Raw genomic sequence first — 26,558 nt, forward strand, 5'->3', positions numbered from 1 at the left:
ATTGCTGCCAAAATCGCCTCTCACACACTACGCAAATTGCTTCGCCGCCTTTTTGGTATTGATGTTCTCACCTTCCAGTCTCATTCTCTTTAATTCACATTAGACGTAAATTATGAAAAACTTTCTGGCACACCTACTGCTGAAAAGCCTGCGATCGCTCGTAAGTTTTGGCAACGAATCAAAGCGATAAAATCTAAGCCAGAACGCCCTTCTATCTTAGCTACTGTCTCAATCGCCGATAATAAATGTTGGGCTGCTTCTGTTTGGGAATAACCACGACGTTGAGCTACTTTGATTGCTGTTGTGTCAGCATTTAACTCAGAATCCGAAGATTTGTTGCTACGCCAAATCCGCAACAGAGCGATCGCACTCAATCCCCCAGCTATAGCCACTCCCACCACATCAGACTGCGCTGACTCCACCAATCCACCCAAAAGTCCAGCTAATACTACACCTTGATATATATCTGGTTTAAACCACCGAATCCCTGTTAACCAAGCAACTTTTTGTAGCAGTAACAAATCCCGTTGGGGTTTTGTCAAGCGTCCCCACAAATCGAAGTTAATATATATCGGTCGCTCTTGATTCCACGGTAAGGGAAAAACAGTATCAATGACTTGGGTTTGTTCTGGTTTGCTGACAATTTTGACTGTCATTCTACCAGACGCCGGCATTACCTCAAATAAACGGCGAATTTCAACTTTTGGATCCATAAGAATAATTTGTAATTAAGATACAGAATTCTCTGTGCCTCTGTGTTTAAAAAGTTGTTTTTTACCACAGAGACACAGAGAAAATCTATGAGTAGTCCTAACACCTTGAAAGGATTAATTCTATTATGATGAAATGTAGTGTATGAAAAAACACTGTCTAAATTACGAATTAATACATGGATGCTTTTGCTCCCACTCCACCTGAATGGACACAAAAGGCAATTCACGCTTACCAGTTTTGTTGTCCTAGCTGTCGCGCCAGTAGCTTAGAAGCTGCACAAGTTTGGATTAATCGGCGATCGCCTGTGCTGACGCAAGACCATCGGCGTAAATGGCAGGAGTTTTATAATTGCCAATGTGGTTGTGTTTGGTGGGCGTGGAGTAGCGATCGGCCGCCGTCGGATTTGTCTAATCAACAGGATTCTGAATTGTCATAAAAAAAGCCCTCTAACTAGAGGGCTTTTTTATTTAACACTTAACTAACATTACTAAACGATAACCAGTTTTAGAAACTGAATGTTGTACGGATAGTACCAACATAGATGGTGTCATTGTTGTCGTTGTGTTCGGGGTTGAATATCACCAACAAGCCGGGAGTAACAGCAATGTTATCAGTGAGCTTCATTCTGTAAAGACCTTCTAAATGATAAGAAGTATCAGATTCACGGTTGATTCCACTACCACCTGTAACTTTGGGTGGTTGACCAAAAATTACACCCAGTATGTTACCCTTAGCACCAAAGTCTCTGATACCAAGGTTAGCAGCCCAGTACCAAATGTCTGCTTCTCGACTAGCACCTCTTTCTGCCTGAGCATCAGTGTAACCAACCCAACCGCCAACTCCAATTGTAGGGGTGGGGCGGAAATTCGCCATGATACTGTAGTTATTAGCTGAAGTAGCATCACTAGCAAAAGGGTTGTTGGCCAAAGAACTACCTTGGCTACCAAACAAGTTGACACCGTTAGCTGCGTTCTGATAAGTACGAGAGTAAGCAAAACCAACGTTTAAAGCTTGGCTAGGTTTGAAGTCGATTTGACCAAAGAAGGCGTTTGCACCATCAAACAAACCATTCTCGTCTGTAGGATTACTAGCTCTGGGTGCAAGATAAGCACCTGTGAAACTGATAGGGCCTCTGGGATTAACTGTGACAGTCAAACCAGCACCACCAGGAGAAGATGCACGATAAATGGGGCTGAAACGACCATAACGAGAGATAGCACCAGAACCACTACTTCTAAAGTCCGGGTTGAACACATTAGTGTTATTCCATAACTCAGCACCAACCGCATCAACCTTGACTCTCAGTGCATTGCTTAGGTTGAACTCATAGTTGACTTTATCAACTTCAACGTTAGTACCGTTTGTGGTAACACCATCAAAACCCAAGCGAGTCATGTTAGTTCCAGTGTTAGTACCACTGTATTGAGGCACGTTACGAGCCTGCATCCGAACCTGCAACTTATCTGAGCCTGTAAAGCTGCTTTCAAAGCTAAGACGAGCGCGATAAGCAAAAATGGCGTTGTCTGCAAGATCGCCGCCACCTGCTCTTTCATCACCAAAAGCGTTAGCTAAAGCAAATATAGCCTCACCTCTGAGCTTGGTAGTGGTAGAGAATTGATTCGCTTCCAACTCAGAAGTACGAGCTTCTAGGGCATCAACACGACCGCGTAAGGTTGCTAATTCAGCAGAAAATTCTTCTTGTAGACGCTGTAAGGTAGCTAAATCTTCCTTGCTTACCATATCAGCTGTTGCTGTAGCAATCAGTTCGTTAACTCGGTCTAAACAAGCATTCAAGCCAGCAGCAAATTCATAACGGGTCAAAGCACGATTACCACGGTATGTACCGTTGGGATAACCTGCAATACAGCCGTAGCGCTCAACTAGAGATTGCAATGCTTGGAATGCCCAATCGGTAGGCTGCACATCGGAAAATTGGGATACAGATGTTACCTGACCAATTTCTTGAGATTTGGAGGCTTGTGTTAACTGGGCAACACTATTTACTTGATCGTTAGCTTCAACTGCTAAGGCGCTGTTGGTAGCAAAAAAGGTTGCAGCAAAAACAACTGGGCTGAATTTTAAAGCGTTCCAGAATAATTTTGTCATATTTTCTAAGTTCACTCACACCAACTAGTTCACTGTCATGGTAAAATAATTTCCCTGATATTTATTCAGAGAATATACACATGATTTCTGTAGTGATTATACATATTTAGAACTACCTAACACAAGATAGTTACCCATTTTTTAAGGTCATATTCATAATTCTTTTATTTGGTAAAGATAGAATAATACGACGCTTGTAGCGTACAATCGCTTCTTCTGCTTCAAACTGCTGTAGTAAACGTGTTACAGTTACTCTTGTTGTATTCAATACTTCTGCAATTTCTTGATGGGTAATATATAGCTCAATGAGCTTACCTTGTTCTAAATTGCGTCCAAATTTTTCACTTAACCAAACTAAGAATTGCCACAAACGTAAGGCAATAGGTTTGCGATGAACTATGCTTAAAAGTTCTTCTGAAGATTGAATATGAGCAAGTAAATTATTGGTATATTGATACCAAAGATGCTGCGGGATAGTAATAGCCTCTACACTTGTCAGACATTCGATTTGATATGGGTTAACTTTAGTTAAAGGATAACCAATCAAATCCCCTGGGCCCCAATATCCCAAAGTAATAAATGTTCCGTCTTCACTCCAGGTTAGGGTACGAACTGCCCCACGCTCGATGCGCCAAAGTACTTCCTGATGAGGTGGAATGAATTCTTTCCGCGTAAATAGTCTTTGGGGTAAATGACAATTGAGATTAGAGTCATTCAAGATTGCATCTGAAGTTTCTGTTAAAATTATAGAAGACATTAGAAGAGGAGTTTCCAGGATAAAAGTAGTAAATTTTGAAATGAATTCCAGAGGTTTTATATTTACTAGTAGTTTATGAATAATATTTACAAACTACTTTTAATTTCAGTATTTTGAAATAATCAAGCTTTTTGCCATATGTGGAAATGCTAATTTTGCAGGTCTTTTATATATGATTAGTAAATAAGGGGCTTAAATCTGAATATCATTAAGTATATTATGTACTACAAAAGAACACTTTGTATATATAAATTGTTATTTTACTAGGCTGAATTTAACATTAATAACTAATCTTAAAATAAAAAATGTAGACTTAATACATAATATTTTTCCTGGGAAAATTATTTTAATTTCTAGAAATCAAGGTTGAAATAAAGATAATTTTTACTCATATTTCAGATAGAACTAGCTAATCATTCTTTTTGTTATTGCCGTTTCTTATTAGACGTTTATATAGTGAACTACACAAAAAGAGCATGACAATTTTTCTTCTTCATCTCCAGTCCCTAGCCCCTAGCTCTCAGTCAGATTATTCTGAGGAAAACTAGTAAAACCCTATAATATTTGATACTTTTTTTTATTCAGTTAGCTGTCGTCAGGACTCAATTTAGTTCTGCAAGTTTAAGAGAAGATAAACAATTGGTAAAATATCACCTTAAATTAATGAGGCATAACAAAATCCCACCCCTTAGAGGGATGGGATCATCTAAAAAATATTCTAACTATAATTAATTCTAATTATAATTAAGAGCGTTGACCAGTGACGATGTATGCAACTCGTTGACCAATGTTAGTTGCATGATCTGCCATACGTTCTAGACAACGAATTGCCAAGGCTAGCAGTATAATTGGTTCAACAACGCCTTGTACATCTCGTTGTTGGGCTAAGGTCTCATAAAGGTGATCATAGGCGTTATCTACAGCATCGTCTAAATGTTTGATACTACGTCCACCAGCTTCATCTAAGTCTGCCAAAGCGACTAAGCTAGTTGCTAGCATCGCTTGAGCGTGATGAGCCATGACGGCAATTTCTGGTAGAGATGAATGAGGCGGATAGGGAAAGATTTTGACTGCTATTTCAGCTAAATCTTTAGCGTAATCGCCGATGCGTTCTAAGTCTCGTACTAATTGCATAAAAGCACTTAAACAGCGCAAATCTTGTGCTGTGGGTGCTTGTAATGTCATGATGGACGTACACTCTGATTCTATTTGTCTATAAAAACGGTCTATTTTTTTATCTAATCGGGGTAGTTCCTCAGCTGCTGTTAAGTTACGGGAAAATAATGCTTGGTGGCTGAGGCGGAATGATTGTTCTACCAAAGCTCCCATGCGTAATACATCCCGTTCTAAACGCCTAATGGCGCGTGCTAACTGGGGATTTTCAGGGTTGGGACTGTACACGACAGCTTTCACACTTGTAGTCTCAAACGTGAAGATATTTCTAACTATAGTCTTGGCTATGTCAGTTTGCCACTACTTCAGGTATATGAAGTTGTATCCATGCACCACCACTTTCTGGATGATTCATGGCTTTAATAGAACCACCATGAGCTAAGATTATCTGTCTAACGATCGCTAGACCTAAACCATTACCCACAATATTATTATCCTGCAAAGCTGAATGAGTCCGTGCTTTATCCCCCCGGTAAAATCGCTCAAAAACATGGGGTAAATCTTCATCAGCAAAGCCTTCACCAGCATCAATTAAATTTATTTCTAAGATGGAAGGAGGAGAATTATCTTGATGATTCTTATTGAAGGACAAAATTTCTGCTTGAATTTGAATGCTGCTATTGGGCGAACTATACTTAATGCTGTTATCGAGTAGATTGAGGAATACCTGATAAATGCGGGCTGAGTCTGCTTTAATCGTCAGTTTTTCTGGGCCAGAATAGGAAAAAGACAAATGTTGACGCTGTGCTAGAGGTTCTAGAGTTTCCCACACTGAAGTAATGAGCGATCGCAATTCTACCATTTCGATATGTAGCTGCATGGTAGGGTTAGCTTCCATTTGGGTAAGTTCTAACCAGCTTTGTACTAAATTAACCAGTCTGTCAACTTCCTGCACCAAACGGTCAACCCAACGATTTAATGGTGGTTCCAGGCGATTTTGTAGAGTTTCTGCAACCAAACGAATTGAGGTTAGGGGTGTGCGTAACTCATGGGCTAAATCAGAGAAAGACCTTTCCCTGACTTGATTCATATCTAGTAGGGGCTGGCGATTTTCTAGAAAAACTCCGACTTGTTCGTTGGGTAAAGGTAAGCTAAACGCCCGTAACATCAAGGATTTAATGGTGTGCATTTCTGCGGCGTTATCACAAGAGGGATGAAATACCCATTCTTTAGTCTGGGCTTTTTGGCGATCGCGTGTTTGCTCAATTAACCGATCAAGTTCATAGGAGCGAACCAATTCTAGCAACAAACGCACCTGTCCTGGTTGCCATCTTTGTAAATATAAGATTTCTCTGGCTTGCTGGTTACACCATAGCAGTTGATTTTCTTCATCTACTTGCAAATAACCAACTGGTGCAAAGTCCAGTAGGTCTTGGTAAGTTTGCAGCGACTGCTCCAAATCTTGCCTATGCTTCTCGATAGTGGCGATTTCTCGCCGCAGACGAGGAAGCAACGGCAATGCCACCTTAACCTTAGAAGTATGGGAGTGTAGAGGTTGGGGTACTCGCGTCAGGTAGCGGTTTAGTTGGACTTGTTGCCAAATCCAAAACCCAATACCTACCGCCAAACCCAGAAAAAATCCCAATAAGAGCATTTGAGGAAAGAGTTGTTAGTTGCGGGTGATTAATAAAAACTAACAACTATCTCAATAGCTTATCCGAATCGATATCCAAATCCTCTCACAGTCACAATATATTCTGGGTGACTGGGGTCTTGTTCTAGTTTTTCGCGCAACCAACGAATGTGAACATCTACAGTTTTGCTATCACCGACAAAATCCGGCCCCCAAACCTGGTCTAGCAATTGTTCCCGCGACCATACCCGACGGGCATAACTCATAAAGAGTTCTAGTAGACGAAACTCTTTGGGTGAAAGATTTACTTCTTGTCCACGTACCAAAACACGGCACTCTTGAGGATTTAAAGTAACTTCTTTGAATTTCAGTACTGGTAGTTGCGGTAAGGTAATGAGGCGCTGACGACGGAGTAAAGCGCGACAACGGGCAACTAATTCGCGCATACTAAAGGGTTTCGTTAAGTAGTCATCTGCCCCTACTTCTAAACCTAACACGCGATCAGTTTCACTACCCTTTGCACTGAGCATCAAAATCGGTACTGGGTTACCTTGATGACGCAGCAAGCGACAGATATCTAGCCCATTGATTTGGGGCAACATCAAATCGAGAATCAGTAAATCGAAGGGAAATTCCCCCCCGTTAGGTTCAAAATTTTTGAGATACTCTACAGCCGCTCTACCATCAGGAGCCGTTACCACCCCATAGCCTTCCTCTTCCAATGCTACTGCTAACATCTCTTGGATGATTTCTTCATCTTCTACTACCAGAATACGACTGGTTTGCCCAATCTCTGTTCTAGCCGAATACTTGATTGATTCACTGGTGTACATTGATATCACAAAAGTCAGGCCCTGTGCTTGTATCAATATGGTGTTTGAGTTGATTTCTCAGTACATTCACAGTTGGCGATCGTGAATGATTTTGTAAGTAATATATATAACACTGCCAAATATACCATAAATCACTCTAGCTACACGCTCACAATAGTTTTCGTTGTGAAATAGCTATATCTAAAATTCAAAATACATCACAGGCAGCCCCAAAAGATACTAAATTCCAAAAATCTACAGATTCATGTTTCACGCTTTGTACTCTCTCAACCCAAAAATGACGGGTGAAGGTGAGGAGTCAGGAGTGGTGAAAGAGTTTTTTTTGTTTCTCAGATGTCTTACTATCCGTCAAAATGTATTTGTACAGACTACTAGGACAGTATGATGTAAACAAATATACTATCGTAAATAGTGTAAAAGACCAAAATACAATTCCTTTGACTTCACGACGTGATTAGTGAGTTATCCAAAAAATTGGCTTGCTGTTTATTGTGTAAAATGATTCTTACACTGGACATATAGAAATCCTATTTGATTTTTGTTAGCGTAGCCCACTCTAGTGCATAAGAATTCAGTACCAATTAAACAGGTTTCCCCTATTTCCCACTCTCCGTCTACGCAAGTCAATATGGCTACGCCTACCGTGATGGATGCGGGAATCAAATCAGATTGCTATATCAAGAGTTGTAAAATTACTAAGAGTTTCAGTTCCCTGAAAGTTCTATGTCACAAGACAATCCCCCCGAACAACCCAATCAATCGGAACCGACAGTTACGCCAAAAAATCAATCTCCGCAAAAGAGAGTCCAACCTGTGTGGAAGGCTGTAATTATCCGGTTTCTTCGAGGAACAATAGGGCTTTTAGAAACAACTGTGAACAAACTGGAGACAGCACCACCTGCGGGTGCTGGAGAAACTTCCAGTTTTTTACAGCAGTTAGAATCCAAATGGAGTAGGTTTTTACTTAACGCTCGTGCTTTCATACCATCTAATCTGTCAACCAAATTATCAGATACAGCCTTGACAGGAATTATTGCTAGTATCGCTGTGGTTTTAGTTTGGACAACTACCAATATCTTCACCAACAAACCTACTGAAGTAGCAACAGTTCCCCCAGTGGAAAAAATTCCCACGCCAACACCTACAATAACCACTCCATCAGAGCCAACAGTACCAGAAGCACCACCACCAGAGGAAATCACTCCGGAACCTGAAGCGCAAATTCCCCCACCAGAACCGGAACCAGAACCGACTCCCACACCTACGCCAACTCTACAATTAACCCCAGAACAAAGCTTGATTGCAGCTATTGAAAACCAACTGGGAGAGATTAGCGATCGCATTCTGCCCACCGTAGGTGATCGCATAGCCTCTGGCATCATACAATCTATTCAAGCCAACTTCCGCACCAGTAGTCTAACTGTAAAAATTAATGATGACTGGTACACTCTTCAAGAAACCCAGCAAGATAAATTAGCAACTGAAATATTACAACGCTCTCAAGAACTAGATTTTTTTCATTTAGAAATTATTGATTCTCAAGATAAATTAATAGCCCGTAATCCAATTATTGGTAGCGAGATCATTATTTTGCAAAGACGAGTAAATAGTTAAAAATTAGATTTGTTGTTCAACAACAATATTGATTAAACAAAATTAATTGATTGTAAATGATTAATAGGTTGCTTATTCATCGATAAGGGAAGTTGAATGAAAAATTCAGTTCCTTTACCAAGGCTTGATTCACAACTTAATATTCCCTTGTGTTTTTCAACTATAATTTGATAACTAATAGATAAACCTAGCCCTGTTCCTTCACCTACAGGCTTAGTCGTGAAAAATGGCTCAAATAATTTTTCCTTAACTGCTTCTGCCATTCCTGGACCATTATCAGAAATCCGAATCACTACATAATCATTTTTTAAAACTTCTGTAGTTATTGTAATTTTACTGGGATGAGATTTTCTATCTTGAATAGAACGCTTACTATTATAAGTATCCAGCGCATCAATTGCATTACTAATGATATTCATAAATACTTGGTTCAGTTGACTAGGATAGCAATTGACCAAAGGTAAATTTCCATAATTTTTTATTATTTCAATTCCAATACAATCAGCTTTTTGCTTAAACTTATTATGCAAAATTAGTAAAGTACTATCTATACCTTGATGAATATCAACATTTTTAATCTCTGCTTCATCAAGACGAGAGAAGTTTCTTAAAGACAATACAATCTCAGTTATACGTTCAGTTCCTACTTGCATGGAATGAATTATTTTCGGTAAATCTTCCATGACAAAATCTAGTTCAATAACTTGAATATAATCTAGTATTTCTTGCTCAGTATTGGTATAAAATCGCTGGTAAAGATGTATGAGCTTCAGTAAGTCTTTAGTATAATCATTAATATATTTCAAATTCCCATAAATAAAGTTAATTGGATTATTAATTTCGTGAGCAACTCCTGCCACTAATCGTCCTAGACTCGACATTTTTTCAGCCTGAACTAATTGAGCTTGAGTTTGTTGTAATTCCCTCAGGGATTTTTCTAATGTTTGAGCCTGTGTTTGGGCAATTTGAGTGAGATGCTCTTTCACTTGCAGCGCATTCTGTAATTCAGCACGCTGGTTAGTCAATTCTACAGTTAATTTTTCAGTGTCAGCTAAGGCAGTGTTCTTAGCTTGTAATAGAAAAAGAAAATCAGCAATTGGATCGTGAATTGCAAAGTCTTTTAATTTAATACCAAGAGGATTAAGACTAGCCATATCAGTAATCCAGGGAGAACCCAGAAAAAATATAACATCTTGCTCTTGTTGATACATCATTTGTCCCTTTAAATTCATGCCATTATGCACAAATTCCAAAATAAAAAGGGATTTAGATTTTTTATAAATGGCATCAAAATCAAGTGAAATATTGGGACGATTGATATTAAAATGCTGCTCTATCTGATTACCAACTAATGGTTCAGAACTGATGCGTTCTAAGACTTCACCAGCCTGTAAAATTTCTCGTTGGCGATTAAATACGAAATGAAACGGAAAAGCCTTCGCAAATAATTCTGGCGTAAGACCAAGATGAGGAGGAACCATAGATATAGGAATCAGCGTGGTTGATATTTAACTAAAAATTCATCATGATCAGCGCCATCATCTCGATTTTGAGTTTGGGTAATATCCACTTCTGTATCAAATCTAGTTCCTAATCCCTTGACTAAACCAAGAATCATTGGAGCTAGACCCTCTCTATTAGAGCGATAGTGTAAGTTCATATGATTTTCTTCTATATCACTACATTCAAATGATGGAGGTTGAAGCTTAGGAAAGCTAATTCCTACACGTGCATGAAGATTATCAAGATTTTCTAGAAACTCAGGTAAAGTATCTCCACTCATATCCATCATTTCCCCATAGCCTTCTTCAGATGTATACTGCACCCAAAACTCTCCAAAGGCTTGCATAATCTCAGATGGAGATAACCCCAGAACAACACTAGCTGCTTTTACCAGTTTATGAGTGGTGTCATCTGGATAGCCTTCCATACTGATGAAAACATCTATATCTATGTCTGCTTTCTGCTTGATTTCTTGCCAAATATCCTCACCAAAGCGACTACACACCATATCTTGAATCGCTTTGTTTACTAATCCGTACATAAAAACCTTCTCTTGTTTGCAATCAACTTAAGTTTGTGAATTTGATTAATAACAACGGTGTTTTAAGTAAGTGTTTTCACTTAATTCACACTAGAATATAAAGATTCTACAAACATAAAAACTGGAAAAATTACGTTAGTTATCATGTTTGTAATACTACGCTTAAACCTATCACAACCGTATTTATACTCTTTCTATTTTTTGAAGCCTATGCCTTAGAAAAGAGCAATGAATTAGGAGACCAGTTATTTTGAGATATTTGACGCTGAATTCCATTAAAAAATTGAACACGTGCATCCATTGCCTCAATAATAGCCAGTTTTACTTTAATTTCTTCCTCATTAGTAATCTGGGGTTCAATCACTGCGGCTAACTTTGCAGCATGGCTATCATCCACATCGATATGGACTTCAAAAAAGATTAAGGATTCTTTAGATAAGGGAGAACTGCCCACAATTCCCTTATATAACTGCGTGTATAAGGAACTAACAATCCCTTCAGAAGCGTAACAGACTGCACCGAGTGCAGCTACATAGCCATACTGAGATGGAATTCTCAAGTAGGTTTCAATTAAAGCTAAAGTTTCCGGCGCAGTGGGTGTTTCAGCCAATGTTTCATCATCAATACCCAGTTCACGGGTAAACCGACGAAACAATTCTGGATGAGACTGGGTGACATCTCCCTGTCCCATTTCATCAAATAAATTTTCCAGAATTACTAACTGAGCGTTTTCATATTGACAGCAAGATAAGATGCCAGCCAGGATGCGATTAAATTCTTTAGAGAATTTATACATTTGCACAGCTAGTATCTGCACATCTGATAAGTATAAATTTCCATCACGACAGCGTATTAGGAAGTCATGCTTCCAGAGAGGATGATCATCAGTAATTTTACGGAAAGAATTTCTAACAAGAGAAGTCATCTTGATTTATCGGGATATTTTGATAGCTAAATGGAGGGGTAAGTCAAGCAAAGGAGTGAAGAATTCTTCATCCAGTGCAATGTGTTCTGGCGTGATACGTAATTCCTGTAAGACTGGCATCGTCTTAAAGTCGGCTTTGTTGAGAGCGTTAAAATAATCCTCAAGAGTTTTATGAATTAATCGGACATCTAGCCAGGAGCCGTCCCGTTTCCAGATTCGCCCAGGAAATTGTTGATCTCGCTTGCTGAAGTACCCTGTACCCTCAACTTCAAAATAGAATGGATACGCAGGTTCCCGCATATATGGAAAAGATGGATGAGGGATGCTAAAGACAAATTGACCACCAGGACGAAGAATACGGGCAACTTCTGCCATACATTCTTGAGTCTGAGTAATAGTTAGATAGTTAAACAAAAAAACGGCAACTACCAAATCTATTTCGCCATCTGGTATCTGCTGGAGATTAGTCGCACATCCTACTTCATAAGAAATATCCAAAGAGTTTTCTAATTCTTGTAAGCGTGCTGCTTCAATCATGCTTTGAGAAATGTCTATTCCATGTACTTGTGCAGCACCACGTCGGCGTAACTCTCTACTGCAATAACCTTCACCACAACCTAAATCTAATACTCGTAACTCAGTTACAGGCTCACAAAGCTCTAGTACAAAAGGGCGTGCTGTAAAGTCAGAGAGGGAAATAGGTTTTTCTCTAATCCATTCTGATGCTGTGCGATTGTATAAACTGCTAACCAATTGCCTGTTATTTAATGTTGACATTTAGATGATTTATTTTGATAGTGTATGGGCGAAGAGATTAAAAAAATCAATTACAAATGTTGTTCTTCACTTTTAACATTTAACTTAATTATTTCTCATGTTAATTACACTGATTTTTGAACATTTACTAAATTTTTCTTTGTAAATTAACCTATTCCAGATATTTATTTAAATAAATACTTTGAAGTTGTTAATTTCTTTAAATTTAAAGATGCAGTTCCATAAATTATTTTCATAAATCTTTGTATAGTATTCGTATCTTCTTTAAAAAGAAAGAAAATCTGTATTGTTAAATATTTTCTTTATCTAATTTTTATTTAAGATGTGGATACTTAATTTTTAGTTTAATTTTTCAAGGCAAACAAAGCCGTATATTATACGAAGTTAAAAAATCATAATCTTGTTATTTTTTAATAGTATGATTCTTTGTTTAAAACAGACTTGTTGTAAACAAAGAAGTAACTGGGTTAATTAAAAAACTTTGGGATACATGATGGCAGAACCACTATTAGCAGAAGTGCCAGTCTATGCTCAATTGCATAATGAACGTGCGATCGCATTCTCTCAACTAGGAGATCAGCTATTTGATGAGCTTGCTGATAGGATTGCTACCAAGCGACAGTACCGACTGCTGTTTGAACAAACATTAAAGCCTGAGTTATATCAGCAGATCCGAGTTGCGGCGGCGGGTTATATTTCGGCGTGTCTGAATAGTCCCATCATTCTCTCGGAAGCGGAAATGATCCAACGACTACTAGAAGCTAGAAATACTCTCCCAAACTACACTGGTACTGGTCTTTTAATGCCCAAACGAGAACATACTCTAGCATTTAATCTCTTTCAAAAGAGCGTTGCAGAGGCCTTTTATCAACTGGGAGCTAATGACCTGATTGATGCCGTTGATTTACCAGTCAATCTCCGTATGGTTTATGGCAAAACTAGCGCTGAGAAGATGGGGTTGCCTTTTGCTAGTTCAAAATGTCATAGCGATGTGTGGGCTGGTGTTCCCGCCGATGCAACTGTAGTAATTTTGCCTTTGTTTGGCGACATCGATAATATAACTATCGAGGCGGGTGAAATGCCACGAGAAATGGAACTACAGGCTATGCGTGTGATGTCGGATTTCCAGGAAGGTCAGGATATTCCAATGGTCACTTCTTACACAGAAGCAAAACTACAACACGGTACAATGTATTTCAATGATGCCCGTGGATTGCACCAAACAGTAAGACGAACATCTGAAGGACTGAGAATATCTGTAGATTTCCGATTTCGCAGAAAATTTAATAAAGCTTACCGAGAGATGGTAACACCCATTGTTGGTGGTGTTGAAGAAGATATGAGTGTGCCTTATGAAGAGTGGCTAAAAGTGGGTACAGAAACACTAATTTTATTTGATGAAACTGTTGAACAAGCTAGACAAAACCGGAATGCTAACGCACCTGTTGCCCTTTATACTAAGGGATATCGTCTTGTAAAGATGTTTGATTAGATTTATCCTCTCTATTTCCTTCTGCAACCCTATCCTCTACTCCCTACTTTCCTGATCTGGTATCCATACTGTAAAAATTGAGCCAATACCTACAGTGGATTCAACTTCAATGCGTCCTCGATGTAGTTCTACCAATTGTTTTGTTAAGGCTAAACCTAGTCCTGTACCTTCATAGCGGCGGCGATAGGGTGTATCGAGTTGCTGGAATTTTTCAAATAATAATGGTAATTGTTCTTCAGGAATGCCGATACCTGTATCTTCTACTTGAAAGATAGCTGTGTCATCTTCTACCCAAATACGTAAGGTGACACTGCCACCTTCTGGAGTAAATTTAATCGCATTAGTCAAAAGATTCCAGAGAATTTGTTCTACACGTGCTGTATCTGCGGTGAAGCGATCGCGTCTTGGATCTAGTTGTAAATCAAGTTTAAGATTTACTTGCTCAGATATAGCTTTTTCTACCAATGATTCTATAGTATTTTCTGCTACTTTTACTAAAGAAAAGTCTGTAATATTTAAAACAGTTTTTCCCGCCTCAATTTGTGATAAATCGAGGATGTCTTTAATCATATCTAGTAAATGTTCGCCACTATCGTGGATTGTTTGTAAATAATCTCGTTGCCTTTGACTCAACTCACCCAAAGGCCAACGTAACAAAGTAGAAGACATCCCAATTACGTAAGTTAAAGGCGTAAGTAATTCGTGACTGATTGTAGCTAAAAATTCACTCCTGAGACGACTAGCAGCTTCCGCCGCCAAAAGGGCATCACGTAAAGCCATTGTCCGCTCGATGACTCGCTGTTCTAGGGTTTGTTTTTCTTGAGTGAGCCTTCGTGCAGCATCTTGCAGAGATTGCATTAATTCTGCCTGATGGATAGCGATCGCTAATTGTTCGGTAATTGAAGTCAGTAAATTTTTTTCACTCTCAGTCCATTGACGGGTACCGTAGCATTGATGGGCAATCAATAGGCCCCACAGCTCATCTTCAAAAATAATAGGTGCTGCCAACTTTGCCTTAACTTGGCTTTGTCTTAAAAAATTTAATAAACATTCTTCTAGGGCGTAAGCCTTTTCTACATCATCTACAACCAAGGTAAATCCTTGACGATACTTTTTCCAACATGGAGAATTACGTCCGAAGCAAGTTTGTTCCTGGTAATGTAATACTGATGGAATAGTATCTTTAGCAAGGGCTTCGTAAACTATACAACCTCCGTATTTTTGTTGGTCTTGGATTTGGGGTGGCGTTAAGTTTTGAGTGTTGACTCTGGAACCTTCAAATTTATATATTACTAACCTGTCTAATTCTAGAAACTCGCGTACTTGTGCGATCGCTGTTGCCATAATTACTGGCAAATCTAGGCTTTTGCGAATCTGGGTAGTAACTTGATTTAACAGTCGCTCTTGAGAAATCTGTTTCTTCAGAGCATCTTCGACTGCTTGACAAGCATACACTTCTTCAGAGTTATTTACCCTGGGAGGGTCTGTAACGTCCTCGTTTTCCTTAGGTAGGAGATGTTCTAATAACATCAAAGTAAATTGACTTTGAAGTGCAACATCATTAGGCCGAAGAATTTGGCGATAGCGTTCAAGATGCTGGTGAGTGTAGGAATCATGACCAAACAAGTCTCTCAAATTCGAGAGGAAGGAAGCGATCGCCTCTGAATTAAATGTCAACCTAGTATTGAGTATTGAATGTTGTACTCCTTCAGAAAATTCGTAGGATGTGCTGATTGCTGAGTATATTTCTTGCTCTTGAGTTTCTCTACTTGCTGTGATGCTTCCATTCTCTTGGCTAGAAGTTACAAACAGCCTGGCTTCCGTTCCTCCGACTTCTTTTTGCTCCCAATTTCCCAGCAAAAGCGCACTAAATTGCTCAGAAACCACCAGTGTGAACCTCTGCCTTTGCCACTCTATGGGGACACGAACTCGTGACAACAAAGCTTCTGTGAGTAACAAATTAGTAGTAGATTCTACCGATTGAGCCATCTGCTGCAACAATTCTCCAAGTTGATTGAATACAACTAAAGGTAAGTTTCGAGAAAAGCTCAAATCAGGAGAACTCAGCATTTTCAATAGTCTGGTAAGAGGGGCTAGGCTGACAAATTATTTGATTATGTTCTAACCAACAGTTTAAAGCGGTAATAAAGGATTATGCATCGTATAAGTACCACATCGGTAGGATGGAATCAGTCAGAAGGAGTTTTTTTTCTGGAACAAACTCCAGCTCCCTTTGTGTTGATTACTGCTGCTGATACCGATATTCAAACCCTGGCAGCCGCAGTCCCCAAATTACCTGCAACATTTCCTGCAATCAGAGTAGCTAATTTGTTGCTATTACAACAACAAATAAGTATAGATACTTATGCTGAACAAGTCTTAGAACTGGCCCAGGTAATTATTTTGCGCCTATTAGGAGGACGTTCCTATTGGGCATATGGTTTAGAAGTTGTGCAAGAAATTGTAGAACGCAATGGTACAACCCTAATTGTAATGCCAGGGGACGATGCTCTCGATCCTGAATTGATCTCTCAGTCTACCGTGTCGGTGGGCAATGTTAACCAAATATGGCAGTATTTTAACGAAGGCGGGGTAGGAAATATTGTTAACGCCCTGCAATTTATTTCTGACATATCTTTATCAACAGCATACAATCCCCCAGCGCCGCAGAGGGTTCCTCGTATTGGTTTGTATAAAGGGGAATGGGAACAAGAAAATACAAATTCCCTATTCCCTACTCCCTACTCCCTGCTCCCCAAAGTCGGCATTCTCTTCTACCGCGCCCACTATATTGCCGGAAATCTTCAGGTAATTGATGCGCTGTGTACAGCTTTGTGGCAGAGGAATTTACAGCCTGTACCAGTGTTTATTTCTTCTTTGCGTGATCCTGATGTCCAAGTAGAGTTGAGTGAGTTTTTTCAACCTAAAGACTCACAGCAAATAGCAGTATTGTTGAATACCACAAGCTTTTCACTGGCGCGTTTAGAAACTGAAACACCCCAAACTGAACTTTGGGAAAAATTAGATGTACCAGTTTTACAAGTTATTCTCAGTGGCGGATTTGCCGAGCAATGGGAAGCACAGTTAAATGGGCTTTCTCCCCGTGATATTGCGATGAATGTCGCCTTACCAGAAGTAGATGGCAGAATTATCACCCGTGCTGTGTCATTTAAGGCAGTACAAACCCGCAATCCTGATTTAGAAACAGATGTGGTAGTTTATGAACCAGTAAGCGATCGCATCGATTTTGTTGCCCAACTGGCTGCAAATTGGGTACATCTAGGTTCTCAGCCACCCCAAGAACGGCGCATTGCCTTAATCTTAGCCAATTACCCCAATCGTGATGGTCGCCTCGCTAACGGTGTCGGGTTAGACACGCCAGAAAGTTGTGTAGAAATCCTCAAAGCTTTACAGCAAGCTGGGTATTTAGTGGAAAACTTACCCAGCAATGGCGATGAATTAATTCAACGTCTCACTGCTGGCGTGACAAATGATCCAGAAGGTAGAGAATTACGCCCGGTGCAGCAAAGCTTGTCAAGCCAGGAGTATCAGGAGTATTTTGCTTCCTTACCTAAAGTAGTACAGCAGGGTATTAACGAGCGTTGGGAGAGTGGAGACAATTCAATTCAACATGAACAACCACTTACCTTTTACCCTATTCCTGGTATCCAATTAGGTAACATCTTTGTCGGAATACAGCCATCACGGGGTTATGATGTTGACCCTAGTTTAAATTATCATGCACCAGATTTAGAACCAACCCATGCTTATTTAGCTTTCTATTATTGGGTGAGGGAGTCTTTTGGTGCTGATGCTGTGGTTCATGTGGGGAAACATGGCAATTTAGAATGGTTGCCGGGGAAAAGCTTAGCTTTATCTAGTAATTGCTATCCAGAAGTAGCTTTCGGCCCTATGCCCCACCTATATCCATTTATTGTGAATGATCCTGGTGAGGGTTCCCAAGCCAAGCGTCGCGCTCAGGCGGTGATTATAGACCATCTTACGCCCCCGATGACCCGTGCTGAATTATACGGCGCTTTGCAAAAGCTGGAAAATTTAATTGATGAGTATTACGAGGCGGAAAGTTTAGATCCTTCTCGCTTGGGCGCAATCCGTGATCGCATCCGTGATTTAGTCATCCAAGAAAATCTTTACAAAGATTTAGGCATTCAAAATGAAGAAGATATTTTAAATTTTGAATCTCTAATTTTGAACTCCTTAGATGGGTATCTCTGCGAATTAAAGGAAGCCCAAATACGGGACGGTTTGCACATTTTTGGGCAATGTCCCCAAGGACGACTATTGAGAGATTTAATAGTAGCGATCGCCCGTATCCCCAATCGCCATTCTCCAGGTATTACCAGGGCTTTAGCCGATACTTGGGGACTAGACTTCGACCCCCTGACAGACAACTTCACCACCCAATTATCCACACCCGATCAACAACTCTTAGCCGATAAAACCCAAAAGCCCTGTCGTACAGTCGGCGATGCAGTCACAGCCCTAGAAGAATACGCCGCCTCACTAGTAGAACAACTCATTACAACACCCAGCACCCAGCACCCAGCACCTAGCACCCAGCACTCCCCCATCTCCAAAGTCCTAAACTGGATCAGATGCAAACTCCTCCCATCCTTACAAAAAACTGATGCAGAAATTACCAATCTCATACATGGGTTAGATGGTGGATACATTCCCAGTGCGGCTTCTGGCGCACCCACACGCGGACGGCCGGAAGTTTTGCCTACAGGTAGAAACTTTTATGCTGTTGATATTCGTGCCATTCCCACAGAAACCGCTTGGGATGTAGGCAGAAAGGCGGCAGAAAATTTAATTGAATGCTACACACAAGAACATGGTGAGTACCCAAAAACACTAGGCTTATCCGTGTGGGGAACTGCAACGATGCGGACTGGCGGTGATGACATTGCTGAAGCGTTAGCTTTATTGGGTGTACAACCAGTATGGGATGGAGCAGCACGACGCGTTGTCGATTTGGATATACTGCCTTTAAGCATCTTAGGAAGACCCCGTGTCGATGTCACTCTACGCATTTCCGGCTTCTTTCGTGATGCTTTCCCCAACTTGATGGATTTATTCGAGCAAGCAGTTAACGCAGTTGCTGCCTTAGATGAACCCCCAGAACAAAACCCCCTAGCTGCCCAAGTCCGCCAAGACACTGATTTTTGGATACAACAAGGCTTAACTCCAGAAACTGCCTTCGAGCGATCGCGCTATCGTCTCTTTGGTTCCAAACCAGGCGCTTACGGTGCTGGACTCCAAGGCTTAATCGAATCACAAAATTGGCAAGACGATCAAGACTTAGCCAGTGCCTATATCAACTGGAGCTGCTACGCCTATTCTTCAGGAAAAGGTAGGGAGATAGGGGAGCAGGAGAGTAGGGGAGCAGGGGGAGAAGTTAATTCTCAATCTTCACTCCCCGCCACTGAAGCCTTTAAACAGCGCTTGGCACAGATGCAAATTGTGCTACACAATCAAGACAATCGTGAACATGATTTGCTGGATTCTGACGATTATTATCAATTTCAAGGTGGTTTAACGGCTGCGGTACGTTCTCTTCAAGGGAAAAATCCCGAAACCTATTTTGGTGATAATTCTATTCCTGCACAACCACGTGTCCGCCAACTTCGGGAGGAAATTGCTAGAGTTTATCGTTCTCGTGTCGTGAATCCTAAGTGGATTGAGGGCATGATGCGCCACGGCTACAAAGGTGCATTTGAAATGGCAGCAACCGTAGATTTTCTCTTCGCCTATGATGTCACTGCCAGATGCGTGGAAGACTATATGTATCAAGGTGTTATGCAGTCCTACTTGCTTGATCCGGTGGTTTCCGCATATATTGAGGATAAAAATCCCCATGCACTGCGTGATATTGCTGAAAGATTATTAGAAGCACACAAACGCGGTTTATGGCAGGATGTAAATATACAAACACTGGAAAATTTACGTAATTTAGTACATCAAGCTGAAGCAACCATCGAAGAAAAATAAGTGGTGTAGTCAACAAATATGGACAACATAGCGTATTTGCACTTAGCTTTCGCCTACGAAGACGGTGAACCCAGTGAATTGGTGTCTAGCTACTTATTTAACAAAGCAGCTACACCAGACTGGAAGCGACTATCAAGTAGAGCTTGGAAGCATATGCTACCCCTAGCGATCGCATTATCTATACTCAGCAGTGTTAGTAGCGTCTGGGCCTTGGAAAGAGGAGATCAAGGCCCTTCCGTCAGAAATCTCCAACAAAAGCTACAACAAGCAGGTTTTTATCAAGCTCCTGTGACTCAGGTGTATGATTTTTCTACAGAAGAAGCCGTGCGGCGTTTCCAAGCGGCGGCTGGTTTACCAGTGGACGGTGTTGTAAAAGCCAGTACTCTAGAAAAATTAGACCAATGGCGTTCATCGCCTGTAAGCAACCAAACTCAACAACCCAGTACTGTTATTAAACCAACTGCTGGACAAAACAGTACAACTACAACACAAACTAGAACCCCTGCTGTTATTAAACCAACCGTTAGACAAAACAGTACAGCTGCTACCCAAGGTAGCAATACCTCTGTTGCTAGTAGACAAACAACTAGACCGAACACAACAGCCGCTACCCAAAGTACTAGCAACACGGCTACTGTAAATCCAGCAGCCAATAAGCGCCGTAATCCTAACTACCTTCTCAAAGGTGATGAAGGTGAAGATGTGAGGGTTTTGCAACAGCGCTTACGAATAGCAGGTTTTTATCACGGTAATCCTACTGGTGTTTTTGGTCCTATCACTGAAGAAGCGGTAAAAAGATTTCAAACCGCTTATAAGTTAGATGTTGACGGTATTGTTGGGCCTGCAACACAGAGAAGATTACCCGCATTAGGTGTTGGTGGAGAAGCTCCTCCTAAACCAGCAGCCCAAAAAGATAACCTAACTATAGGCGATCGCGGCGAATCTGTGCGAGTGCTGCAAGAACAGTTAATTCAAGCCGGATATTTACAGGGACAGCCCAACGGCTACTTTGGCTCTTATACAGCAGATGCTGTCAAAAGGTTTCAAGCCGCTAATTATCTAGCTGCTAGTGGTATTGCTGGCCCCACTACCAGAGCGAAACTACATAGCTCAGTTAGTAAAGCTCCCAAGAGCGATTTTAATGTCTTAGAAATCCAAAGACGACTGCAAGCGAGGGGTTTTTATAAAGGACGACTAGATGGAGTGATGGAAAATGATACCAAAAAAGCCATCAAGCAAGCCCAGGAATTTTACGGCATTAGTCTAAACGACGTTAGAAGCGGACGCTTTTAGTATCCGCTTCGGTGTTTTGACTATGATTCCTTAACAGTTTGCTTACCTCCGATAACAGCTAATGAGAAATTTCTCAAAACTTCATTTTTAGGTTATTGAGTAACTTCCCCTTGTTATCTTACCCAGGTGCTAAAGTGGCATGAGTGCGCGTTGGCACTTGGGACACACTGCGTGAATTGTCATTTGACAGTCCAGCAGATGAAAACCTTCTTTTTGAGCAGTTTTTGCGCCAATTTTTAAAATTGAATCGTTTTTGAATTCAATAGTGGAGTTACATTTGACACAAATTAGGTGATGGTGGTGATGGGGATAAGGCTGGTTAATCTCGTAATGCTTGTGTCCTTCTCCCAGTTCCAGTTCTCGCAAAATCCCCATCCGAGCCATTAACTTTAAAGTCCGGTAGATGGTTGAGAGGCTAATTCCTTCACCATCAGTTTCTAGACGATGATATAAATCTTCTGCACTCAGGTGTTCGCCTTGGGGAAGTTCTTGAAAGATGTGTAAGATAGTTTCCCTTTGAGGAGTCAAACGCCAGCCTCGTTCGTTTAATTCTGCCTTAAGTGAAGTAGTTGTGTAGACAGTCATACTAATTTTTCTCAACAAAGCCTGTTAGTTGAGAATATAACAAATATTTGGAGTGATTTGCAACAAATGTAGCTTATTGAGAATATTTATTAAAGTTTTCTGAACAATTAATGAAATTCGCATACAAAAATATAGTCATAATTATCCCCATAAACAATTCAAAATTCTAAATTCAGAACTATAAATTTAGAATTTTGAATTGCCAGCTAAACAAGCATTTTTGTTAGTGACTGGATGTAATATCAAAACTTCTGACCTTATTATTCTCAAGAAATTGTTTGCAACAATATATTGTAATTAACTGCAAAAATTTCCTATGAATAACAAGTAGCTGTTAGTAGAGGGGTATGGTGAATCGTAAGCAAATAAATAGTCCAGAGTCAACAATCTATAGTATGAGTTTTGTTCACTATTGACTATTGACTATTGACTATCTAACTAACTTAAAGATTCCAAATAGTCACGAATGAGGTTGCGGCGCTTTGGTTGACGTAGCTTTTGCAAGGCTTTTGATTCGATTTGGCGTACTCGCTCCCGTGATAAATCTAGAGCGCGGCCAATTTCTGCTAATGAGTAAGGATGACCATCAGCTAAACCAAAGCGCATGAGGATGACATCACGCTCACGACTGGTTAAATCAGCTAATAAATGTTGCAAGTCTCTTTGTAAAGATTCTCGCATTAACATTTCTTCTGGCGTTACACTGTCGGTTTCTAATAATTCGCCTAATTCGGTGTCTTTATCTTTACCTACCTTAGTTTCTAAAGAAACAGAACGAGGTACTCTTAATAAAACTTCTCGCACTTGGGTAGGTGTCATATCTAACTCAATCGCTAGGTCTTCTAAAGTAGGAGTGCGACCTTTTTCTTGAGCGATTTTACGTTGAGCTTTTTTAATTTTGTTTAATTTTTCTGTAATATGAACAGGGAGGCGAATTGTGCGGCTAGAAGTTGCGATCGCTCTTGTAATTCCCTGACGAATCCACCAGTAGGCATAGGTACTAAAACGATATCCCTTAGTTGGATCAAATTTTTCTACTGCTCGTTCCAAGCCGAGAGTACCTTCTTGGACTAAATCTAATAATTCTAAACCACGATTTTGATACTTCTTAGCAACCGACACGACTAAGCGCAGATTAGCTTTAATCATGTGTTCCTTTGAGTGAAGACCTTGAGATTGCATTTTCTCCAGTTCTTCCACAGTCATCTTGGCAATTTCTGCCCAGCGACGTTTGCCTTCTGACAAAATTGGCTTGAGATCAGATACGTTTACACCAGCAGTAGCAGCCCATCGTTCCAAAGAGGGGCGGTGTCCTAGTTCTGATGCTAGACGCTCTTGAACTTCAATTAAATTCAGGTAAGGTACAGCGACCTCATCCCCTTGCTTGGCAGCATTGGCAAGCACTGTCCGCAACTTTAAGTAACGCTGGACTTTTTGAGCTTCAGAAACTTCTTCATCCCGTCCTAACAAACGGACTCGACCAATTTCCTGAAGGTATAGACGTACCAAGTCTGTACTGCGACGGTTAGCGCTAGCACCAAAGGTAGTGGGATCAGCAGCAGCTACCTCTAACTCTTGGATTTCATCCACCGATAACTCACTGTCATCAATAGCAAGATCCGGGTCTAAAACCTGGTGGGATTTTTGGGTATTGTAGGCGGCATCTGCGTAAAAAGATGTTGCTGGCATAAGATCGTCTCTATGGCTCCAGGTAACAATAGATTGCGGTGAATCAGCGCTGCAAGAGGGTTTTCCTGCGTAGGCGACTGCGTTCCCCGTTCGCGGTAGCGTCCCGCAGGAAGGGTCAGCTATTTAACTGTTGCTATTGTTCCCGTGATTTTAGATGAACTAACACGGTTGAGGTTTTCACTAATGTTTTTTTTGCAAAAAAACATTAGTGGTTGTTTTCAAACATTACAACCGAACTATGCTCGGCTGTTGAGCCTCTGATTGAACCAATAGCTATTCAAATTTACGATTAGATTTTAAATTCCGAATTACCTAGTCAGCATTTTCACCTTGTTGGCTATTAGCTGTTACTTGAGTATTTTGTATAAACATATTTCAGTAAAAATCATGTTTATTATCGGCATAGTCACATCTACATGGATATAAAAGTAGTTTCCTGACGATTTTGTATTTTTTTTTCAGGATTTTTTGGGACTCAGTATGGTAATGGGCGATGGGGGTGGTGAGTAGTGACGAGTTAAATTAAGGACTATTTGTCAGTGGTCAGTTGTCAGTTGTCAGTTGATGTTTGACCATTGACTAATGACTAATTAGTTATATTCCGGCTTAATATCTCGCAGCATGAGTTCATCAAGGGCTTGTTGGGGTGTAACTTCGCCTTCTAGTAAACGGTAAACTTGCTCGGTAATTGGGATAACTATATTTTGCTGCCTAGCTAGTTGGACTAATACCTGACAAGTGTTTACTCCTTCGGCTGTTCCTGGTAATTTTGCTAGAATTTGTCTCAGTGTTTCACCACTAGCCAATTGATAACCCACTTGATAATTGCGACTTAAGGGACTATTACAGGTAGCTAACAAATCTCCTAGACCTGATAAACCATAAAATGTTTCCCTATTCGCACCCCAAACGTTGCCAATGCGAACCATTTCTGTTAGTCCGCGCGTCACTAAAGCCGCTTTGGCATTAGTTCCTAAGCGCAAACCATCACATACACCAGATGCGATCGCAATTACATTCTTGAGTGTACCGCCCAACTCCACACCTACAGGGTCAGGATTTGTATAAACGCGAAAGCGAGATGAAGAAAATGCCAGCTGCACTGTGGCGGCGGCGGTAGCTACACGACTAGCTACTACCGTGGCGGCTGGTAGGAATTGGTCGATTTCTTTGGATAAATTTGGGCCAGATAGGACAACTACTGGATTATTGGGAAAACATGATTGCCAAATTTGCGATGGCGTATAAATTGTTTCTGGTTCTAAACCCTTGGTAGCCGTGACAAATATTGTTTCTGGTGAAAGAGTGAGAGATTGGATTTGTGAAGCAACTTCTCTCACTCCTTTCATTGAGATAGCAGACAGAACTATATCAGCGTCCTGCAAAACTGTTGCTAGTGTTTTAGTCCCTCGGCGTGACCACACACGCACCCTATGACCATTGGCTACTGCTAGATTTGCTAGAGATGCACCCCAAGCACCTGCACCCAATATTGATATGGTAGTTTCTTGCACCAATTGAAAGTTCAAAATTTAAAATTCAAAATCTAAACCACTCAGAATTCTTGACTCAGGAGTTTTTTCCGGGGATGATGCTCCATTAATTGTCTTACTTGCTCGGCATGGTAAGAACTTCTAGTCAAAGGTGAAGAAACAACTTGTAAAAATCCGATTTCTTCACCGTAGGCTTGCCAGGCAGCAAATTGTTCTGGACGAACAAAATCGTTAACTTGCAAGTGTTTTTGACTGGGTTGGAGATATTGCCCAATTGTCAGGATATCGCAATCTACGACTCGTAGGTCTTGCATGACTTGGCGAATTTCTGAGTCAGTTTCGCCTAAGCCGACCATGATGCCGGATTTGGTGTAGAGCCAGGGAGCAATTTGACGCGATCGCTGCAATAATTCTAGGGTGCGATCGTAGTTCCCTTGGGGTCGGACTCGTCGATAAAGGCGAGGAATCGTTTCTGTATTATGGTTTAGTACCTCTGGTGACGCTTGGAGAATGATCTTTAACGCCTCCCAGTTACCACACAAATCAGGTATTAGCACCTCAATTGTAGTTTGGGGCGAAACGGTGCGAACCTCTTCAATACACCGCACAAACTGTAATGCACCGCCATCTGGTAAATCATCTCGGTTTACAGAAGTGATTACCACATGATTAAGTTTCATCCGGCGCACAGCTTCGGCTAATCTCGTCGGCTCTGTGGGGTCGAGAGCTTGGGGTTTTTTCTCAAAATCAATATCACAGTAAGGACAAGCACGGGTGCAAGCCGGCCCCATAATCAAAAATGTGGCCGTACCAGCTTGGAAGCACTCACCAATGTTAGGACAGGACGCTTCCTCACAAACTGTATTTAGCGCTAAATCCCGCAAAATTTCTTTAACGTTACCAACGCGCTCCCACTGAGGCGCTTTTACCCGCAGCCAGTCTGGTTTTACAGTCACAATCCACTTCTACCACTGAATGTTATATAAATCTAATCCTAGCAAGCAAATCCCATTCCAATTCATTTCCCTATATATAGACGTGTTTCTGGTATGTGCTGTTATTTATGGTATGATGAGGAAGGTGTAAAGATTTTTCATCGGGATGTAGCGCAGCTTGGTAGCGCACTTCGTTCGGGACGAAGGGGCCGCTGGTTCGAATCCAGTCATCCCGATATTTTGTTGTCGAATAACTAATTATTTGACCGTGGCGACACTTTATTTGTCAAAAAAGTAAAACGACAAATTTTTTGTCATGGTCATTTCACTGGAGGCGATTTTCTTAATCTAACTCGTATTAATCCTACTATACACAGCGTCGAACTGATCCCCAATGAAGTGCGCCTTTCAATCCTCCTAATTTAAATACATATTACAATACCTTAGCCAAAATAAGAGGATGAAGAGAGAGGGCCGATGTAGTAGAGTTATTGTCTCTCACAACGACAACTCAAAAACCACAATCAGCCCATGCCCGATATC

At 40.7% G+C, this 26,558-nt stretch carries 20 protein-coding genes, 1 tRNA gene and 1 pseudogene; 7 read left to right on the plus strand and 15 right to left on the minus strand.

Going from position 1 to position 26,558, the window contains the following annotated elements; translation table 11 throughout:
• Positions 1-93 (plus strand): annotated as a pseudogene (locus H6G18_RS25380) (IS982 family transposase); the annotation flags it as partial.
• A gap of 17 nt (positions 94-110) precedes the next feature.
• On the opposite strand, the gene H6G18_RS22410 reads toward H6G18_RS25380, so the two are convergent.
• Positions 111-713, minus strand: a complete 603-nt coding sequence (locus H6G18_RS22410) for a DUF3318 domain-containing protein (protein ID WP_190409306.1) — start codon at positions 711-713, stop codon at positions 111-113.
• A gap of 176 nt (positions 714-889) precedes the next feature.
• On the opposite strand from H6G18_RS22410, the gene H6G18_RS22415 reads away from it, so the two are divergent.
• Positions 890-1,150 (plus strand): hypothetical protein, encoded by a 261-nt coding sequence (locus tag H6G18_RS22415; protein ID WP_190409307.1) that lies wholly within the window; start codon positions 890-892, stop codon positions 1,148-1,150.
• Between the two features lie 68 nt (positions 1,151-1,218).
• On the opposite strand, the gene H6G18_RS22420 is transcribed toward H6G18_RS22415, so the two are convergent.
• From H6G18_RS22420 to H6G18_RS22440, 5 genes are all read right to left on the minus strand, one after another.
• Positions 1,219-2,820: an iron uptake porin gene (locus H6G18_RS22420; protein ID WP_190409308.1), complete on the minus strand. Its 1,602-nt coding sequence runs from the start codon at positions 2,818-2,820 to the stop codon at positions 1,219-1,221.
• Between the two features lie 130 nt (positions 2,821-2,950).
• On the minus strand, positions 2,951-3,577 hold the full coding sequence (locus H6G18_RS22425) for a Crp/Fnr family transcriptional regulator (protein WP_190409309.1): 627 nt from the start codon (positions 3,575-3,577) through the stop codon (positions 2,951-2,953).
• Between the two features lie 744 nt (positions 3,578-4,321).
• Complete coding sequence (phoU, locus tag H6G18_RS22430) at positions 4,322-4,990, minus strand: phosphate signaling complex protein PhoU (protein WP_190409310.1); 669 nt, start codon at positions 4,988-4,990, stop codon at positions 4,322-4,324.
• A gap of 49 nt (positions 4,991-5,039) precedes the next feature.
• Positions 5,040-6,344, minus strand: coding sequence for a sensor histidine kinase (locus tag H6G18_RS22435; RefSeq protein WP_190409311.1), 1,305 nt, complete (start codon positions 6,342-6,344; stop codon positions 5,040-5,042).
• A gap of 59 nt (positions 6,345-6,403) precedes the next feature.
• Positions 6,404-7,156, minus strand: a complete 753-nt coding sequence (locus H6G18_RS22440; protein ID WP_190409312.1) for a winged helix-turn-helix domain-containing protein — start codon at positions 7,154-7,156, stop codon at positions 6,404-6,406.
• Between the two features lie 723 nt (positions 7,157-7,879).
• Between H6G18_RS22440 and H6G18_RS22445 the strand changes: the two genes are divergently transcribed.
• Positions 7,880-8,770, plus strand: coding sequence for a hypothetical protein (locus tag H6G18_RS22445; RefSeq protein WP_190409313.1), 891 nt, complete (start codon positions 7,880-7,882; stop codon positions 8,768-8,770).
• 32 nt (positions 8,771-8,802) lie between these two features.
• Here the strand turns inward: H6G18_RS22445 and H6G18_RS22450 are convergent, their stop codons facing one another.
• The 4 genes from H6G18_RS22450 to H6G18_RS22465 all read right to left on the minus strand — a co-directional run bounded on the left by H6G18_RS22450 (position 8,803) and on the right by H6G18_RS22465 (position 12,516).
• Complete coding sequence (locus H6G18_RS22450) at positions 8,803-10,251, minus strand: sensor histidine kinase (RefSeq protein WP_190409314.1); 1,449 nt, start codon at positions 10,249-10,251, stop codon at positions 8,803-8,805.
• Positions 10,252-10,262: 11 nt separating this feature from the next.
• Positions 10,263-10,814, minus strand: a complete 552-nt coding sequence (locus H6G18_RS22455) for a heme NO-binding domain-containing protein (protein ID WP_190409315.1) — start codon at positions 10,812-10,814, stop codon at positions 10,263-10,265.
• Between the two features lie 208 nt (positions 10,815-11,022).
• Positions 11,023-11,739, minus strand: coding sequence for a TenA family transcriptional regulator (locus H6G18_RS22460; protein WP_190409316.1), 717 nt, complete (start codon positions 11,737-11,739; stop codon positions 11,023-11,025).
• Between the two features lie 6 nt (positions 11,740-11,745).
• Entirely contained in the window at positions 11,746-12,516 is a 771-nt protein-coding gene (locus tag H6G18_RS22465; RefSeq protein ID WP_190409317.1) for a class I SAM-dependent methyltransferase, read from the minus strand.
• A gap of 490 nt (positions 12,517-13,006) precedes the next feature.
• Here H6G18_RS22465 and H6G18_RS22470 point away from each other — a divergent pair, with 490 nt between their 5' ends.
• Positions 13,007-14,008 (plus strand): hypothetical protein, encoded by a 1,002-nt coding sequence (locus H6G18_RS22470; protein ID WP_190409318.1) that lies wholly within the window; start codon positions 13,007-13,009, stop codon positions 14,006-14,008.
• A gap of 36 nt (positions 14,009-14,044) precedes the next feature.
• Here the strand turns inward: H6G18_RS22470 and H6G18_RS22475 are convergent, their stop codons facing one another.
• On the minus strand, positions 14,045-16,078 hold the full coding sequence (locus H6G18_RS22475) for a GAF domain-containing sensor histidine kinase (RefSeq protein ID WP_190409319.1): 2,034 nt from the start codon (positions 16,076-16,078) through the stop codon (positions 14,045-14,047).
• 84 nt (positions 16,079-16,162) lie between these two features.
• On the opposite strand from H6G18_RS22475, the gene cobN reads away from it, so the two are divergent.
• Both cobN and H6G18_RS22485 read left to right on the plus strand, forming a co-directional pair.
• Positions 16,163-20,020, plus strand: coding sequence for a cobaltochelatase subunit CobN (gene cobN, locus H6G18_RS22480; RefSeq protein ID WP_190409320.1), 3,858 nt, complete (start codon positions 16,163-16,165; stop codon positions 20,018-20,020).
• A gap of 18 nt (positions 20,021-20,038) precedes the next feature.
• The gene (locus H6G18_RS22485) at positions 20,039-21,313 is read left to right on the plus strand and encodes a peptidoglycan-binding protein (RefSeq protein WP_190409321.1); all 1,275 of its coding nucleotides are present in this window, start codon (positions 20,039-20,041) and stop codon (positions 21,311-21,313) included.
• A gap of 129 nt (positions 21,314-21,442) precedes the next feature.
• Here the strand turns inward: H6G18_RS22485 and H6G18_RS22490 are convergent, their stop codons facing one another.
• The 4 genes from H6G18_RS22490 to lipA form a co-directional block, all read right to left on the minus strand.
• Positions 21,443-21,898 (minus strand): Fur family transcriptional regulator, encoded by a 456-nt coding sequence (locus H6G18_RS22490; protein WP_190409322.1) that lies wholly within the window; start codon positions 21,896-21,898, stop codon positions 21,443-21,445.
• A 438-nt stretch (positions 21,899-22,336) separates the two neighbouring features.
• A complete protein-coding gene (sigC, locus tag H6G18_RS22495) occupies positions 22,337-23,587 on the minus strand; it encodes an RNA polymerase sigma factor SigC (RefSeq protein WP_190409323.1) in 1,251 nt (416 codons plus the stop codon).
• Between the two features lie 590 nt (positions 23,588-24,177).
• On the minus strand, positions 24,178-25,101 hold the full coding sequence (locus tag H6G18_RS22500) for an NAD(P)H-dependent glycerol-3-phosphate dehydrogenase (RefSeq protein WP_190409325.1): 924 nt from the start codon (positions 25,099-25,101) through the stop codon (positions 24,178-24,180).
• A 41-nt stretch (positions 25,102-25,142) separates the two neighbouring features.
• Positions 25,143-26,036 carry a lipoyl synthase gene (gene lipA / locus H6G18_RS22505; protein WP_190409324.1) on the minus strand — a complete coding sequence of 298 codons (894 nt, stop codon included), beginning with the start codon at positions 26,034-26,036 and terminating at the stop codon, positions 25,143-25,145.
• Positions 26,037-26,177: 141 nt separating this feature from the next.
• On the opposite strand from lipA, the gene H6G18_RS22510 reads away from it, so the two are divergent.
• A tRNA-Pro gene (locus tag H6G18_RS22510) sits at positions 26,178-26,251 on the plus strand.
• The last annotated feature ends 307 nt before the right edge of the window (positions 26,252-26,558 follow it).

The sequence above is a fragment of the Anabaena subtropica FACHB-260 genome (genome assembly GCF_014697105.1).
GTDB lineage: Bacteria > Cyanobacteriota > Cyanobacteriia > Cyanobacteriales > Nostocaceae > Trichormus > Trichormus subtropicus.